General features: G+C 34.5%; 19 protein-coding genes. 2 read left to right on the forward strand and 17 right to left on the reverse strand.

Going from position 1 to position 14,213, the window contains the following annotated elements; genetic code table 11:
* From D2K40_RS07340 to D2K40_RS07390, 11 genes are all read right to left on the reverse strand, one after another.
* Entirely contained in the window at positions 1 to 459 is a 459-nt protein-coding gene (locus tag D2K40_RS07340) for a ComE operon protein 2 (protein ID WP_117154464.1), read from the reverse strand.
* A 44-nt stretch (positions 460 to 503) separates the two neighbouring features.
* A complete protein-coding gene (locus D2K40_RS07345; protein ID WP_117154466.1) occupies positions 504 to 1,127 on the reverse strand; it encodes a helix-hairpin-helix domain-containing protein in 624 nt (207 codons plus the stop codon).
* Between the two features lie 81 nt (positions 1,128 to 1,208).
* Entirely contained in the window at positions 1,209 to 2,384 is a 1,176-nt protein-coding gene (tnpB, locus tag D2K40_RS07350; protein WP_117154468.1) for an IS200/IS605 family element RNA-guided endonuclease TnpB, read from the reverse strand.
* A gap of 934 nt (positions 2,385 to 3,318) precedes the next feature.
* On the reverse strand, positions 3,319 to 4,068 hold the full coding sequence (locus D2K40_RS07355) for a class I SAM-dependent DNA methyltransferase (protein WP_117154470.1): 750 nt from the start codon (positions 4,066 to 4,068) through the stop codon (positions 3,319 to 3,321).
* A gap of 3 nt (positions 4,069 to 4,071) precedes the next feature.
* Positions 4,072 to 4,428: a ribosome silencing factor gene (rsfS, locus tag D2K40_RS07360; protein WP_117154472.1), complete on the reverse strand. Its 357-nt coding sequence runs from the start codon at positions 4,426 to 4,428 to the stop codon at positions 4,072 to 4,074.
* Positions 4,429 to 4,433: 5 nt separating this feature from the next.
* Entirely contained in the window at positions 4,434 to 5,006 is a 573-nt protein-coding gene (gene yqeK / locus D2K40_RS07365; protein ID WP_117154475.1) for a bis(5'-nucleosyl)-tetraphosphatase (symmetrical) YqeK, read from the reverse strand.
* Positions 4,993 to 5,562 carry a nicotinate-nucleotide adenylyltransferase gene (locus D2K40_RS07370; protein ID WP_117154477.1) on the reverse strand — a complete coding sequence of 190 codons (570 nt, stop codon included), beginning with the start codon at positions 5,560 to 5,562 and terminating at the stop codon, positions 4,993 to 4,995. The genes yqeK and D2K40_RS07370 overlap by 14 nt, the downstream gene beginning before the upstream one ends.
* Before the next feature lie 10 nt (positions 5,563 to 5,572).
* Positions 5,573 to 5,863 carry a ribosome assembly RNA-binding protein YhbY gene (gene yhbY, locus D2K40_RS07375; RefSeq protein WP_117154479.1) on the reverse strand — a complete coding sequence of 97 codons (291 nt, stop codon included), beginning with the start codon at positions 5,861 to 5,863 and terminating at the stop codon, positions 5,573 to 5,575.
* A gap of 3 nt (positions 5,864 to 5,866) precedes the next feature.
* Positions 5,867 to 6,706, reverse strand: coding sequence for a shikimate dehydrogenase (aroE, locus tag D2K40_RS07380; protein ID WP_117154481.1), 840 nt, complete (start codon positions 6,704 to 6,706; stop codon positions 5,867 to 5,869).
* Between the two features lie 18 nt (positions 6,707 to 6,724).
* Positions 6,725 to 7,843, reverse strand: coding sequence for a ribosome biogenesis GTPase YqeH (gene yqeH / locus D2K40_RS07385; protein WP_117154484.1), 1,119 nt, complete (start codon positions 7,841 to 7,843; stop codon positions 6,725 to 6,727).
* On the reverse strand, positions 7,831 to 8,346 hold the full coding sequence (locus tag D2K40_RS07390) for a YqeG family HAD IIIA-type phosphatase (RefSeq protein WP_117154486.1): 516 nt from the start codon (positions 8,344 to 8,346) through the stop codon (positions 7,831 to 7,833). Before D2K40_RS07390 ends, yqeH begins: the two co-directional genes overlap by 13 nt.
* A 380-nt stretch (positions 8,347 to 8,726) precedes the next feature.
* Here D2K40_RS07390 and sda point away from each other — a divergent pair, with 380 nt between their 5' ends.
* On the forward strand, positions 8,727 to 8,870 hold the full coding sequence (gene sda, locus D2K40_RS07395) for a sporulation histidine kinase inhibitor Sda (protein ID WP_117154488.1): 144 nt from the start codon (positions 8,727 to 8,729) through the stop codon (positions 8,868 to 8,870).
* A gap of 139 nt (positions 8,871 to 9,009) precedes the next feature.
* Positions 9,010 to 9,708 carry an RNA polymerase sporulation sigma factor SigK gene (gene sigK, locus D2K40_RS07400; protein ID WP_117154490.1) on the forward strand — a complete coding sequence of 233 codons (699 nt, stop codon included), beginning with the start codon at positions 9,010 to 9,012 and terminating at the stop codon, positions 9,706 to 9,708.
* Positions 9,709 to 9,734: 26 nt separating this feature from the next.
* Here the strand turns inward: sigK and D2K40_RS07405 are convergent, their stop codons facing one another.
* The 6 genes from D2K40_RS07405 to D2K40_RS07430 form a co-directional block, all read right to left on the reverse strand.
* Complete coding sequence (locus tag D2K40_RS07405; protein ID WP_162879164.1) at positions 9,735 to 9,953, reverse strand: YrhC family protein; 219 nt, start codon at positions 9,951 to 9,953, stop codon at positions 9,735 to 9,737.
* Between the two features lie 90 nt (positions 9,954 to 10,043).
* The gene (mtnN, locus tag D2K40_RS07410; protein ID WP_117154497.1) at positions 10,044 to 10,736 is read right to left on the reverse strand and encodes a 5'-methylthioadenosine/S-adenosylhomocysteine nucleosidase; all 693 of its coding nucleotides are present in this window, start codon (positions 10,734 to 10,736) and stop codon (positions 10,044 to 10,046) included.
* Between the two features lie 15 nt (positions 10,737 to 10,751).
* Complete coding sequence (locus D2K40_RS07415) at positions 10,752 to 11,477, reverse strand: YrrS family protein (RefSeq protein ID WP_117154499.1); 726 nt, start codon at positions 11,475 to 11,477, stop codon at positions 10,752 to 10,754.
* A gap of 698 nt (positions 11,478 to 12,175) precedes the next feature.
* A complete protein-coding gene (gene greA / locus D2K40_RS07420; RefSeq protein WP_117154501.1) occupies positions 12,176 to 12,652 on the reverse strand; it encodes a transcription elongation factor GreA in 477 nt (158 codons plus the stop codon).
* A gap of 247 nt (positions 12,653 to 12,899) precedes the next feature.
* On the reverse strand, positions 12,900 to 13,538 hold the full coding sequence (udk, locus tag D2K40_RS07425) for a uridine kinase (protein WP_117154504.1): 639 nt from the start codon (positions 13,536 to 13,538) through the stop codon (positions 12,900 to 12,902).
* Positions 13,539 to 13,554: 16 nt separating this feature from the next.
* Positions 13,555 to 14,190: an O-methyltransferase gene (locus D2K40_RS07430; protein ID WP_117154506.1), complete on the reverse strand. Its 636-nt coding sequence runs from the start codon at positions 14,188 to 14,190 to the stop codon at positions 13,555 to 13,557.
* Positions 14,191 to 14,213 lie beyond the last annotated feature (23 nt).

Raw genomic sequence — 14,213 nt, forward strand, 5'->3', positions numbered from 1 at the left:
CTATTGCTTAGGTATTAGTTCAATTGCAACTTGTTCTAACTCTACCTTCTCAACATGAATTCCTGCATTTTGAAACAATTCAACAGCATAGGAATGGTTTTTGTAATCTGTTGCATAGTAAACAGATTTTATGCCAGCTTGAATGATCGATTTACAACAATGTAAGCAAGGAAAATGTGTAACATACAGTTCTGCACCATCAGTTGCTACACCAAATTTAGCACATTGTAATAACGCATTTATTTCTGCATGAATAGTTCGTACGCAATGACCGTCTATCACGTAACACCCTTTATCAATACAATGATCACTTCCAGATACACTGCCATTATAACCACCTGCAATTATTCTTTTATCTCTAACAATTGTCGCACCAACCATTAATCGTTCACAAGTGCTACGTAATGAAAGTAAATGACTTTGCGCCATAAAATATTGATCCCAAGAAATTCTCTCCATCAAAATCACCTTCTACTTTTTTATAGTTAGTATACCTTAAATTATTATGGGATTTGGATTAATTCTGTCAACTTGTCAACTGTTTTAGTACCAATCCCTGTTATCGCTTGTAAATCATCAGCAGATCTAAATGGTCCATTTTCTTCACGGTATTGAATAATTGCCTTTGCTTTAACTGCACCAATACCAGGAAGTGTTTCTATCTCTTCAATAGTGGCAGTATTTATATGTACCCTATTTGAATTTTTATTATTAGTAGTAGATACCAAGCTAGTTAAAGATTCTTCTCCAATTTCAGGTATAAGTATAACCATTTCATCAACTACTTTTTGCGCTAAATTAACCTGTTCAATACTGGCATTATCCGTAAAACCACCAGCCATATTTATAACATCATGCACTCGTTCTTCACCAGTAATTTCATAGACATCTGGGTACTTTACCGCCCCCTTCACATCTACATATTGTTTAGTTGGTACCACATTATTTATTTCGGAGTTAGTATTATTTTCTATATCATCTTCTTTTTCTATTTCACTAATCTTTACCGAATCGGTAATGTTAACTTTTTCCTCAATATGAGACTTAATAAGTTCCCATCCTGCAAAAATAACTACACCTCCAATAACACAAACAAGCAACCAATTATTCTTCAACCAATAAACCATAAATCCACTCCTTTATGTTGAACTACTCGGCACTGAAGTGCCGAGATTCCTAAGTACAGAAACCTATCGGTTTCTAATTGATTAGGCGAGCCCCGCAGGCCCTGCGGTTAGAAGTCTTACTGCTTCATATTTAAGATTGATTCCTGCGTTAATATCGCGGTCAAGATGGGTATGGCACAAAGTGCACTCCCATTCACGTAATCCGAGATTTTTAACGTCTTTGTTTTGATATCCACAACAGGAACAAAGCTGACTGGACGGGAAATTCTTTGCAACTGTTACAACTTGTTTGCCGTACCATTCAGCTTTGTACGCAAGTATTGATTTAAATTCTGACCATGACACTTCACTAATTGCCTTTGCCAGGTTGTGATTTTTGAGCATATTACTTACTGACAAATCTTCCATTCCGATCATGTCGTGGTTTTTGACAATCTCAGTAGAGATTTTATCTAAGTAATCTTTTCGTGCATTAGCAATTTTTTCATGGATACGAGCTACTTTGATTCTAGCTTTATTCCAATTTGCACCACCTTTTGTGCGTCTACTCATAATCCTTTGTGCTTTAGCTAACTTTTCTTCCATGGTTCGGAATAACTTTGGATTAGAATAGATTGTCCCATCAGAAAGTGTAGCGAAATTTTTTAGCCCTACGTCTATTCCAATAGCTGAGCCTGTTTTAGGTAATGCTTTAACTTGTGTTTCGGTTACTATAGAAACAAAGTATTTTCCGGAAGGGTTTCGCCTAACGGTAACATTCAAGATCCTACCTTTTACTTCTCGACTTTTAGCATAACGAACAAGTCCCAGTTTTGGGAGTTTAATGTGTTTATCTAATACTGCAATATTTCCATTCGTTTGTTTTGTTGTATAAGACTGAACAGGATTCTTTTTAGATTTGAAACGGGGGTACTTATTTTGTTTCTTGTAGTAACGATTATAGGAATTGGCTAAATTTTCAACTGATCTTTGCAAGGCAATGCTATCAACCTCTTTTAAAAACGCATAGTGTTTCTTTAATTCAGGGAGAGATTTGACAGTGTTGTATTTATTTAAAAACTTCCCTTTCCAGTTGTTAGCTGGCAGGTGACCATTTTGAACCATTTCACGGGTGATATACCAATAAGCATCTTTTTCTTTTTGTTTCCCGAAAAAGAAGTTAAAAACGAATCTGGAACAACCAATGGTTTTATTGATAAGTTCAGTCTGTTTTTTATTGGGATAGATACGGAATTTATAGGCTTTGTTTACAATCATTGTTTCACCCCCCTTATTAGGTCAATTATACCATTCTGGAGAGAATTACACAAACGTTTGTTCTTATTTTTTTAAAGGTAGTGGTGTGTACAAAAACTCGTATCTAATTACTTATATGTAGAGCTCATACAGTCGGACAATTGAGATGGAAATTAGCCATCCCTTGTCCGAAGCCGATTCATCTCATGACTGAAGTCACGAGTGTTCTCGGCTAATACATAAAATACACTTTTATTCTGATGGGATTTTAATAATAGACTTAAAGTCATGAGCAAGTTTTGAGTAAATGGTGCTTGTAGTTAAAGTAACGCCGTGGAAGGCTCTATAATAGTAGTTCAGGGGTATATATCATTTATCGCATTATTAAACATTCGACAAATTTAAAATAATTCCTGCTAAATTCCACAAAAAATTTATAAGCGCTTTTTTCTAAGAGATTGTTGTTTATGACAAATAAACTCCGTCGTAAGGAGTCGAAGTATTCTACCTACACTGGATAAAACGTACTTTGGTACTGTGATTAGCCACCCCATCAAAACATTTGCTGTCACCACATCATTATCCATCTATCCTTATATATGCTGTAGTGGATTATTATTAAATCAAGCAAACGCAGCTGATTTTCAGATTTTGATTGGAGCGTAGGGTCAGTCGACTCCAGCGGGAAAAGTAACATCTGAAAATCCACTCGGAAGTGTTCTTTACTTCCGAGTTAGTTGAAGAGTTACCCGCGGAAAGCGACTGACCCTACGCGTAAATCAAAGTTAATGTTACGACGGAGTTTTTATCAAGTATGTTAAGCAAAAGGGTCTTCATATAATAAATTAAGACAGTTCGGAGTATAATCCTTACTTCATTTTTAATCCGTTAACTTGGCGCAAAAATAAAAACATTCAACCCCATATATTTTTGAAAAAGGGTTAAATGCTTTTTATTATTTTTGACAGACAAAAAATAATCGTTCCGCGTTATTAGTCTGTTCTAGCTCAATTGGTTCTAGTGAGAAGTCTGCATATAGATTTAAAATTCTAAATCCACTTTTTTCTAATAATTTTTGATAGGTAGCTACAGGAAAAGTACGTTGGTGATGCGTTTCGTCAAAACGTTCATATTGTGTTTGATCCTGAATAAAAAAAGTTAAGTCATGAAACACTTCTCCAGGGTGATCTCCAGCCTCACAAAACCAAACATAGCCCATATCTTCGTACATCTCTGAAAAAATTTGGTCTTTTAAGTTAGATTCAACGTACTCCAATGCATGTACATCAAAAATGAACAAACCTTCTGATTGAAGGAGTTGATACGTATTGTTAAATACCTTTAAAAGTTCTGCTTCTGTTGTTATGTAATTTATAACATCACAGTAGCTAATAGCTGCATCAAACTGATCAAAGATCTCTAGCTCACGGAGATCCTGTTCTACCCATTGAATTTTCAACTGTTCCTCATCCGCTCTTTTTGCAGCGTGAGTGAGCATATCAGCTGCTAGATCAATACCAACTAAATTATAACCAGCTTTTGCAAGGCGACAGGTTATTTGTCCAGTTCCACACCCCAAATCAACTACTTCATTAATTTTGTTTTGATAGATATTAAAAACACCTTCAGTAAATACCTGCCATTTATCATATGGCGCATCTTCCATTAATAAGTCATAGACTGCTGCCATTTTATTATAAGACATTGCTTACCCCTCTTTAGAAAAATGCGTCTCCACAATTGGCGCATCTCCCCATAGACGTTCTAAATTATAGTAATTACGATCGTCACTATGAAAAACATGGCAGACAATATCACCTAAGTCTACAAGAATCCAACGCGCTTGATCAAATCCTTCTAAACGCTTTACTTGTATTTCATTTTCCTCTGCTTTTTCTTTAATTTCTCTCGCTATTGATTGTACTTGTCTCTCACTATTTGCATCACAGATCAAAAAATAATCAGCCATTGACGAAACTTCTTGCATATTTAACAGGATAATATCATTCCCACGTTTATCATCACAAGCTTTCGCTGCTAATTGTGCTATTTGTTCATTATTCATTTAGTTTATTCCCCCACTTTAATTTTTCTTAGTAGATCATTATATGCATGTAATGCGTCTGGATAAATCAACTGCTCTTGTATTACTAAATGATCAATTGTATTTTTCAAAGCTAAAAAGCATGCGTAATCCAAATCTTTTTTCGCTTGGATACGAACAGTATCAAGACCCGGAAAGTCTCTTCCCGGCTCAATATAATCTGCTAAAAAAATAATTTTTTCCATCATATTCATGTGTGCCTTGCCTGTTGTATGGCAATGAATTGCATCCAAAATCAGTTGATCTTCTATACCGACTTCAAACTTTACTAACAGTGCTCCAACAGGTCCATGCCAAAGTTCTGAATGGTACTGTAATAAATCTTTTGGTAAATTGGAAGTCTCAATCCAACGTCTCATTTCATTTTTATCTCGATACTTTGCATAGTCATGTAATATTGCGGCTAACTCTATTTTATCAATAGGTTGTCCATAATATTCAGCTAAATCAACTGCTGTATCAGTCACACGAATAGTATGCTCATATCGAGATAATTTTAAGTGTTTCCTTACTATTTCTAGTGCTTCAGTTCGATTCATACAACTGATGCTCCTTTATAATTTGCAATACTTTAGATGGAACAAAATATTTAATTGATTTACCATTTTTAATTCTTTCTCGAATCATTGTTGATGAAATATCCATCACAGGTATATCTATTTCACATACTGGAAAATCAGTTTTTAAATTATGCATGGGGCGTTTGACACCAACAAATTGAATTAACTTTATCAATTCCTCTATACGATACCATTTAGGTAAGTATTCCACCATATCTGCACCAATTATAAAATAGAACTTTATATCTTGATACTTTTCATTTAATAGCTTAATTGTGTCAAATGTGTAGGACTTGCCTGCACGATCTACTTCAATTGTACTGAGCGTAAAATGATCATTATCTTCTATAGCTGCTTCTACCATGGCAATTCGGTTTTGTATGTCAGTTCCACCAGCTTCTTTATGAGGTGGTTCATATGATGGAATAAACCAAACTTCATCCAACTTTAATTGATCATGCACTTCTTCAGCAATCATTAAATGACCAATATGTGGTGGATCAAAAGTTCCACCTAAAATTCCTACTTTTTTCATTTTGTTCTCCTTAAGGCAATTGAATCTGTTTATTTTCCTCTGATTCCTTATATAAAACAATATTGTTACCGATAATTTGAACCAATTCTGCATTAGTGCCTTGAACTAACCCGTCTGCTACAACTTGTTTATCTTCTAAACAATTTTGAAGAATACTAACTTTAATTAACTCTCTTTTTTCTAATGCTTCATTTATTTGTACAATCATATTTTCATTCACACCAGTTTTTCCAACTTGAAAAATCGGACGCATTTGATTTGCCTTTGCTCTTAAAAAACGTTTTTGTTTACCAGTTAACATAAATTATTCATCCTTTTTTAATATCTCTTCTAATTTAGGTAATACTTTTTCAGCGCTCACTTCTTGTCCGCTCCATAATTCAAAAGCTACTTTTGCTTGATACAGAAGCATTGTATGTCCTAGATGTACATATGCGCCTTGTTGCTTCGCTTCAGTTAAAAATTGTGTGTACAATGGTTGATAGACGATATCACTTGCCACAGCATTTGGTTTTAAGTTTTTTAACGAAATAATTTGCTCATTAGTTTCAGGTTTCATTCCGACAGATGTTGTTTGGATAACCAGATCATAATTGCCTAATTTTTCTTCAGCTTCTTTAAAGCTTATTGCACTTGATTTTACAATATGCTGATGATTAAGCGCAAGTATACCTTTTGCTTTGTCAATTGTTCGATTCGCAATATCAACTTTTTGAAATCGTTCTTGACAGATTGCATAGTAAATACCTCTTGCTGCGCCCCCTGCACCAAGAATCAACACACGTTTATCACCTGTGAAAAGTTGTGGAAATTGAGACTTAATTGCAGTTACATAACCGATGCCATCTGTATTATAACCAATCCAGTTCCCATCTTGATTCAACACTGTGTTCACAGCACCTATTTGTTCTGCGTATGGATCTAACGCATCTAAATAGTGAAGAATATCTTCTTTATAGGGGACAGTAACATTAAACCCATTCACTTTATCCTCTTTAAGCGATTCAAGTATATTTGGAAGTTCTTCTTTATTAGTCTCATAAAGCTGATATGAACCAACATCGTTTACTTGAAGTAAAAATTGTTGATGAATCAAAGGTGACAAAGAATGTTTAATAGGTTGACCAATTAAGCCCAATTTCATCATACTTCCCCCTCTACCTTAAATAAGTGCATCTCTCCATGACGCAGATACAGTTGCTGGACAATGTGCCTTAACAGTAGCTGCTCCGCCTGTCACAGTGATCCAACCTAAACCTGGAAATACAATATCTGTTTTCTGTCCATCAATTTTAAAAGATTGTTCTTTCAACTCAGGAAATCCTTCAACACTTTCCTTACTCGGTGGGGCTAACATATCACCAAGGTGCTTTGCATACAAATCATCAGCATTTTCCAACTTCGTCCGGTGTATAGCTAATTCATTAGCAAAGTAACAAACAAATGATTGTTTTTCTCCTTTAATAAAATCAAACCTTGCTAAACCACCAATATATAAAGTTTGTTTCTCTTGAAGCTGATAAACACGTGGTTTTATTTCCTTTGTTGGCGTTATAACTTTCAAATCTTTTTCCGACATATAATGGGCAATTTGACCACGATTAATTACACCTGGTGTATCGTACAAGACAGAATGTTCATTTAGTGGAATTTCTATAAATCCAAGTGTCGTTCCTGGGAAATAAGAAGTTGTAATGGCATCCTTTGTTCCAGTCGACTCCCCAATTAAGCGGTTAATAAATGAAGATTTCCCCACATTTGTGCTACCAACTACATATACGTCTTGATTTTTTCGGTATTTCTCCATACCTTCTTTTACTTGCTCCATTCCAAGTCCCTTTGTTGCTGAAATTAAATAAACTTCTTGAACCACAAGCCCTAAATCTGCAGCTGATTTTTTCATCCACTGTTTTAGTTTATTACGATTTGTTGATTTAGGTAATAAATCTACTTTGTTGCCAACCAATATAATTGGATTATTTCCTGTTAATCGGTGTAAACTTTTGATAAAAGAACCGTTAAAATCAAATATATCGACAAGTTTTACAATTAAACCGTTCGTTCGACTAATCTGACTAATCATGTCGACGAAATCCTGATCTGTATATGGAACATCCTGCACTTCATTATAATGTTTTAAACGAAAACAACGCCTACAAACGACTGTGTCGTTTTTTATTGCAGATTCTGGCACATAACCAGGTTGGCTGGCATCAGCAGTTTGTATTGATACACCACAACCCTGACAATATTTCTCTAGTTGATCATCTATTCCTGCCATGTAATCATCCCTTTCTTACGCATCCAACTTAGAATACGTCGTTCAATTTTACGATTTATCCTGGTCATTCTACCATCTGTTTGAACAATTGGCACAACTAATACGGTATGGAAACCTGCATTATTTCCGCCTAGCACATCCGTCATAATCTGATCACCAATTACCACAACTTCCTCTTTCTTTAACTCCATATCTTTTGTTGCTTTCTTAAAAGCCTTACTCAACGGTTTTCTTGCACTATAAACAAATGGTGCCTGTAATGGTTCTGAGAATAGACGCACACGTTCTTCATTATTATTAGATATGATCGTTACCTTAATGTTGTTTTCTTCCATTTGCTTAAACCAGTCAATTATTTCTGGTGTTGCATCAGGAATATCCCATGCTACAAGTGTATTATCTAAATCTGTTATAACCCCTTTAATCCCTTTTGCCTTTAGTGAATCTGGACTTATTTCAAAAATATCCTTTACATGTTGATTTGGTAAAAATCTTTTTAGCACTGTATTTTTCACCTCATTTTACATTTGCCTTTCCTATTCTACTTATTCATCATAAACAATTTATCGTCTTGTTTCAAAACTATTCTAAAAAAATGACTAAAAAATATTATATTTATGCTTCTCACCTATTAATATTGCTACAAATCGTTCGACAAATTAATTCATTTTTTTCAGTTGTGGATAATTTTATACACAAACAAAACTGTGATATTACAATTTATTTCAATGTTTTTCGTTTTTTGTCAACACGTTATCTACAGGCAATTGTTGATAACCATGCCCTTGTTGCAGTAATTTTATTTTGATAAAGTATTATTAACTTCTTAAGAGTAGAAATTAACGTAACAAGAAATATCCCAAAATTATAGGAGGGGATAGAGTTGAAACATTTATCTGATGAATTATTAATTGAGTCCTACTTTAAAGCTTATGAACTAAAACTTAATCCAGATTTTATTCGCTTAATAGAACAGGAACTTCATCGTAGATCACTATCTCATATATTTCACTGTTACGCTAATTAGAAAGTTCAAACAAAATGATTTCTAAAATATTGTCTAATTTCTAAAAGATATTTTTATATGGACAGACACAATTCCTTCGATTCTTTCATAGGGTATAAATATAGGCGACAGCCCAAATGAAGCTTTGGAGGTGTATATCTTGTCTGCTATCTTAAGTGCACTTGCTCTATTAATTAAAGATGCACTTTTTTTTGTTTCTTATGTGAAAAATCATGCTTTTCCCCAGCCTTTAAATGCAAAAGAAGAGGCAGTTCAAATTAGAAAAATGTTAGAAGGAGATGAGAATGCTAGGAATACACTAATTGAGCACAATTTACGTCTAGTTGCGCATATTGTTAAGAAGTTTGAAAATACCGGAGAAGACACAGAAGATCTTATTTCTATTGGTACAATTGGATTAATCAAAGGAATTGAAAGTTTTTCGATGGATAAAGGTACTAAATTAGCAACTTACGCAGCTCGTTGTATTGAAAATGAGATACTAATGCATTTACGAGCACTAAAGAAAACTAAGAAAGATGTTTCACTGCAGGATCCAATTGGGCAAGATAAAGAAGGAAATGAAATTAGTTTAATTGATATTTTACAAGCGGAAAATGAAGATATTGTGGAATTCATTCAATTAAACATGGAAGTGGCAAAGATAAAAGAGTACTTAACTATTTTAGATGACCGTGAAAAACAAGTAATTATAAGCAGGTATGGTTTAAGTGCCGAAGATGAGTTAACTCAAAGGGAAATAGCAAAGAAATTAAATATTTCGCGTAGTTATGTATCAAGAATCGAGAAAAGAGCTCTTATGAAAGTGTTTCATGAGTATTATCGACAAGAAAAATGAAGAAGGCACATGTATTTGTACCTTCTTCATTTTTTTTTATTTAAATTTATAATAAGCATTTGAAACCATCCTGCTGCAGCTAAACAAATAAGTGTCAGTATACTAATATATTCTATATGAGCTGTTTGTTGGTAGACATATGCTTGAATAACGATTCCAGCGTATAAATAACAACTCATTATCAATGACATAAACAGAAAACGCTGATAGTCGATAATCTTTGTTTCTAGTTCTTCATTTTCCATCTCAGTCTCCCCTTTACCAATGATGTATAACCATAATAACATGCATAGAGAAGGAAAAACCCTAGTAATTGATGGAAGAAGATTTATAATTTACAAATCATGAACAACTTGAATAATTAATTCTGCTGCATTTTTTGCTGCCTTTTCTAAAAATGCATCAAAGGACACCGACGATTCTTTTCCAGCTATATCTGATAACGCTCGAATAATAACAAAAGGTGTTTGATATTGATAGCAAACTTGAGCAATTGCAGCTGCTTCCATCTCTGCAGCGATTAACAACGGAAATTGGCCTCTAACAAACTCAACTCGTGATGGATCTTGCATAAAAGAATCACCAGTTGCTATTAACCCTTGTTTCCCTTTTACATGTGTTACATTGGCAATAGCATCTTCTACTTTCTTAATCAAAAAGTTATCTGCATGATACGTCTCTGGCAATCCCGGAACTTGTCCATAAGCATATTTAAAAGCTGTTACATCTACATCATGGTGGGTAACTTCATTCCCTATTACCAAATCCCCCACTTCAAGTTCTGTAGCAAATCCACCTGCAGATCCTGTATTGATGATGTAGGTTGGCTGATAACGTTCATGTAATATAGTTGTTGCCATTGCAGCATTCACTTTACCAATGCCGGACTTTAGCACAACAACATCCTTTCCCTCTATAGCCCCTTTAATAAATAAACAGTTTGCTACTTCTTCCTCACTTTCAATTACCATACGTTCCTTTAATAAAGCCACCTCTTGGTCCATTGCTCCAATAATTCCAATTAACACGTTTCATTTCTCCTTTTATTCATTCGATTCTTCATCTGCATTTCCATCTTCACTACCCTCTTCAGGGGAGACCATTTTTTCCATTTGATCATTTTCCTCTAATACTTCAACTTTGGTTGGTTTCCACCCTTGATTTTCAATCCACGATATATATACACGGTAGTGTTCCGTTTGATCACTATTAGAAAATGTCGCTATAACGCTTTGAGGACCATCACCTGAGACCCATAAATAAGACATAGCATCTGGGGCAATGCCAGTAGCTAGTTCACCCGCTTCAAGCATTTCTTGCCAGTCCACTGACGATTGTTCCCAAGTAATAACATGTGGTTCTTCTTGGCTAGTAGGTACGGGAGCCCAATTACCAGTATAGGCTTCAATAACAAGATCATCATCGGTTTCAATACTTTCTAATTCATCATCATTGTTTTCTTCGATACTTTCTGTAGGTTCTTGTTCTATGTCTCCACTACTCGTATCATCTTGTTCTGTATCATCTACTGTGTTTTGCTCAGTTTCTTCGCTTTCTCCATCTGCAGACTGTATTTCATCTGTTGATTGATCATCATTTACTGTTGTATCTTCCTGTTCATTATCATCATTGTTCAGAAAAACCAAGTATACAAAAAGAAAGATGCAAACTATTACGCCTAGACCAATTAATATTGATAACCATTTCGTATTTTTACGTTTTTTTTCAAACCGATCTAATCGGCTATAAGCATCAAATTTTTCAGACATACAGAATCCTCCCACTTTTTTATAAATTATACTACGTTATAACACCTTGTACCAATTGTTTTTTAAAAAGGATGTTTCACAAAACTTGTTATCTTTCCATATTCGAAGTTGAGGTAAACTCCGCATTAACTTTGAGGTAAACTCCGCATTAACTTAAGGTGTGAATTCGATAACGCTCCATAAGTGAAATGGACTCGCTTTCCGTGGGCACGGCTTCAGCTAACTCGGAGGCAAAAAACGCCTCCGAGTGGATCTTCAGCTCGCGCTGTTCCCACAGGAGTCTCGACCATTTCAATTACTCCGCTAGATAGCGTATCTTTTTTCATATAGCTTTCAACGTATAGTGTTTGTAATTAAATATAATGAGGCATTTAACACGCTACTTAATTCACGAGTTACACTAGCGTATCAAATGAAATTGCCGACACTCCTGCAGGAACAGCACGGGCCGAAAATCCATTTTTAGAAGTGCTCTTCTTCTAAAAATTAGTTGAGGCCGTGCCTGCGTAAAGGGAGGTAATTTCATTTGAGGAGCGGGTCAACAAACTCTTTTTAATGCAGAGTCTATATAAATTTAGCCCTAAACAATATTTAAAATAACAGTCTTTCTTTCAACTTATGTAAATCAAAAAATGTTTCACGCCAAATGGTAGCATGAAACATTTTAATTACTCATTCGAGCAAGATTTTACATTTTATTATTTTACACTAACGATTTTCACTTTCATATCGCCTGCAGGTGTATATACATTTAATTCTTCGCCAACTTTATGACCTAGTAAACTTTTCGCTATAGGTGAGTCATTTGAAATTTTGCCTTCAAATGGATCAGCTTCTGCGCTTCCTACAATGGTATACGTTTCCTCATCACCATCTGGTAACTCTTGAAATGTCACTGATTTACCAAGTGAAACAACATCAGAATCTTTATTATCATTTTCTATAATAACTGCATTACGAATCATATTTTCAACTTGTACAATTCGTGACTCTACAAAAGCCTGCTCATCTTTAGCTGCATCATACTCTGAGTTCTCAGATAGATCACCGAAGTCGCGTGCTACTTTTATACGTTCTACTACTTCCTGACGTCTTTCTTGTTTTAAATATTGTAGTTCATTTTCTAATTTCTCTTTACCCTCTTGCGTCATATAATAGCTTTTCTCTATAGCCAATTCATACACTCCTTTTAATCCAAACCATTTTGCCTAACAAATATACTCATTCATAGATATTCTTAAAAAATTATTAATATGTCACCTTCACTTAAAGAAAAATAACCTTTTCATAAAGTACTAAACAATACTATGGCAGATTTTATATAAGATTTCAATACCTTTATTAGAAAAACTTGGTGGTTAATAGTTGGTTAATCGTAACATATTGGAAGCGCTATTAACATCTAAAATTATTTTTATTATTTTAATTTTTAATTTTTCGATTTAAGATGGTTTCAACTTTAGTCGCCATTAAATCTATAGCTACGTGATTCTCTCCACCTTCTGGGATAATAATATCCGCATATCGTTTTGTTGGTTCGATGAATTGTAAATGCATCGGTCTAACAACATTAATATACTGATCAATAACCGAATCTATTGTACGTCCTCTTTCTTTAATATCACGTAACAATCTTCTAATAATACGTACATCAGCATCTGTATCTACATACACCTTTATGTCCATAAGATCCACTAATCGAGGATCCTCTAGTATAAGTATTCCCTCTAGTATAATTACTTCCTTAGGTTCAACTTTTACCACTTGACTAGAACGTGTATGTTGCTTGTAATCATAAATTGGCTTGTCAACCGCCTGGTTATCAACCAATTGATTTAAATGTTCTATCAGTAGATCATTATCGAATGCAAACGGGTGATCATAATTCGTTTGTAATCTTTCCTCAAAAGGCAGATCTGACTGGTCTTTGTAATAATGATCTTGCTCGATCACTAGAATTGTTTTATCTGCAAAACGTTCACATATGGAACGTGTAACGGATGTTTTCCCTGAGCCAGATCCTCCTGCTACTCCGATTATTATCGGTTTATCATTATTCATGCTGTAATAGCTCCTTTTACTTTTTTAGTGTGATAGCAATGCCGTCACCAATCGGCAAAATTGTTGTATTGTAATCTGGATGGTTAACTAACCATTCGTTATAGTTGCGAATTTTCTCCACTATTCTCGACTGCCTTTTATTATCTCCGTTGTTTTTCGCGACTAGTCCCTTAAATAAAACATTATCAGAAATTATTACAGCATCATCTTTTAAGAATGGCGTGTATAAGTCAAAGAAGCGTGTGTATTGACCTTTCGCTGCATCAATAAATAAAACATCAAATGGGCCTTTTGCCTCTACTTTATCACTGACCTCTAAAGCATCGCCAAACATGACCTCAATTGTGTTTGTATTGCTATATTGCTCAATATTATTTAATGCTTCTTTATAACGCGTTTGATCACGTTCTATTGTAATAACTTGTGTGGAGGGGTAGGCCGTAACCATTTGTAAAGCAGAATACCCTATAGCTGTGCCTATCTCAAGTATTTTACCTGGCTTTTTCATACGTATAATTTGCATTAAAAAATCAATGCCTAATGGTTCCATAATAGGCACATGATTGTCTTTAGCATAAGCTTCTAACTTTTCAACCCATTCTGATTGCTTCTCTCGTAAACTTGTCAAATATAAATCTGTTTCATCATTCATTAAACACTGCCACCTTTATTTTA

Origin of the sequence: Paraliobacillus quinghaiensis (assembly GCF_003426025.1) — a bacterium.
Taxonomy (GTDB): domain Bacteria; phylum Bacillota; class Bacilli; order Bacillales; family Amphibacillaceae; genus Paraliobacillus_A; species Paraliobacillus_A quinghaiensis.

Bases quoted from the DNA above. Each gene is read 5' to 3' on its own strand.
- D2K40_RS07340 (WP_117154464.1), bottom strand. From the start codon at position 459: ATGGAGAGAATTTCTTGGGATCAATATTTTATGGCGCAAAGTCATTTA.
- D2K40_RS07405 (WP_162879164.1), bottom strand. From the start codon at position 9,953: ATGGAAAATGAAGAACTAGAAACAAAGATTATCGACTATCAGCGTTTT.
- aroE (WP_117154481.1), bottom strand. From the start codon at position 6,706: ATGAAATTGGGCTTAATTGGTCAACCTATTAAACATTCTTTGTCACCT.
- rsfS (WP_117154472.1), bottom strand. From the start codon at position 4,428: ATGAATAATGAACAAATAGCACAATTAGCAGCGAAAGCTTGTGATGAT.
- yqeK (WP_117154475.1), bottom strand. From the start codon at position 5,006: ATGAATCGAACTGAAGCACTAGAAATAGTAAGGAAACACTTAAAATTA.
- D2K40_RS07355 (WP_117154470.1), bottom strand. From the start codon at position 4,068: ATGTCTTATAATAAAATGGCAGCAGTCTATGACTTATTAATGGAAGAT.
- D2K40_RS07415 (WP_117154499.1), bottom strand. From the start codon at position 11,477: ATGTCTGAAAAATTTGATGCTTATAGCCGATTAGATCGGTTTGAAAAA.
- tnpB (WP_117154468.1), bottom strand. From the start codon at position 2,384: ATGATTGTAAACAAAGCCTATAAATTCCGTATCTATCCCAATAAAAAA.
- D2K40_RS07345 (WP_117154466.1), bottom strand. From the start codon at position 1,127: ATGGTTTATTGGTTGAAGAATAATTGGTTGCTTGTTTGTGTTATTGGA.
- udk (WP_117154504.1), bottom strand. From the start codon at position 13,538: ATGAATAATGATAAACCGATAATAATCGGAGTAGCAGGAGGATCTGGC.
- D2K40_RS07370 (WP_117154477.1), bottom strand. From the start codon at position 5,562: ATGAAAAAAGTAGGAATTTTAGGTGGAACTTTTGATCCACCACATATT.
- D2K40_RS07430 (WP_117154506.1), bottom strand. From the start codon at position 14,190: ATGAATGATGAAACAGATTTATATTTGACAAGTTTACGAGAGAAGCAA.
- yqeH (WP_117154484.1), bottom strand. From the start codon at position 7,843: ATGGCAGGAATAGATGATCAACTAGAGAAATATTGTCAGGGTTGTGGT.
- yhbY (WP_117154479.1), bottom strand. From the start codon at position 5,863: ATGTTAACTGGTAAACAAAAACGTTTTTTAAGAGCAAAGGCAAATCAA.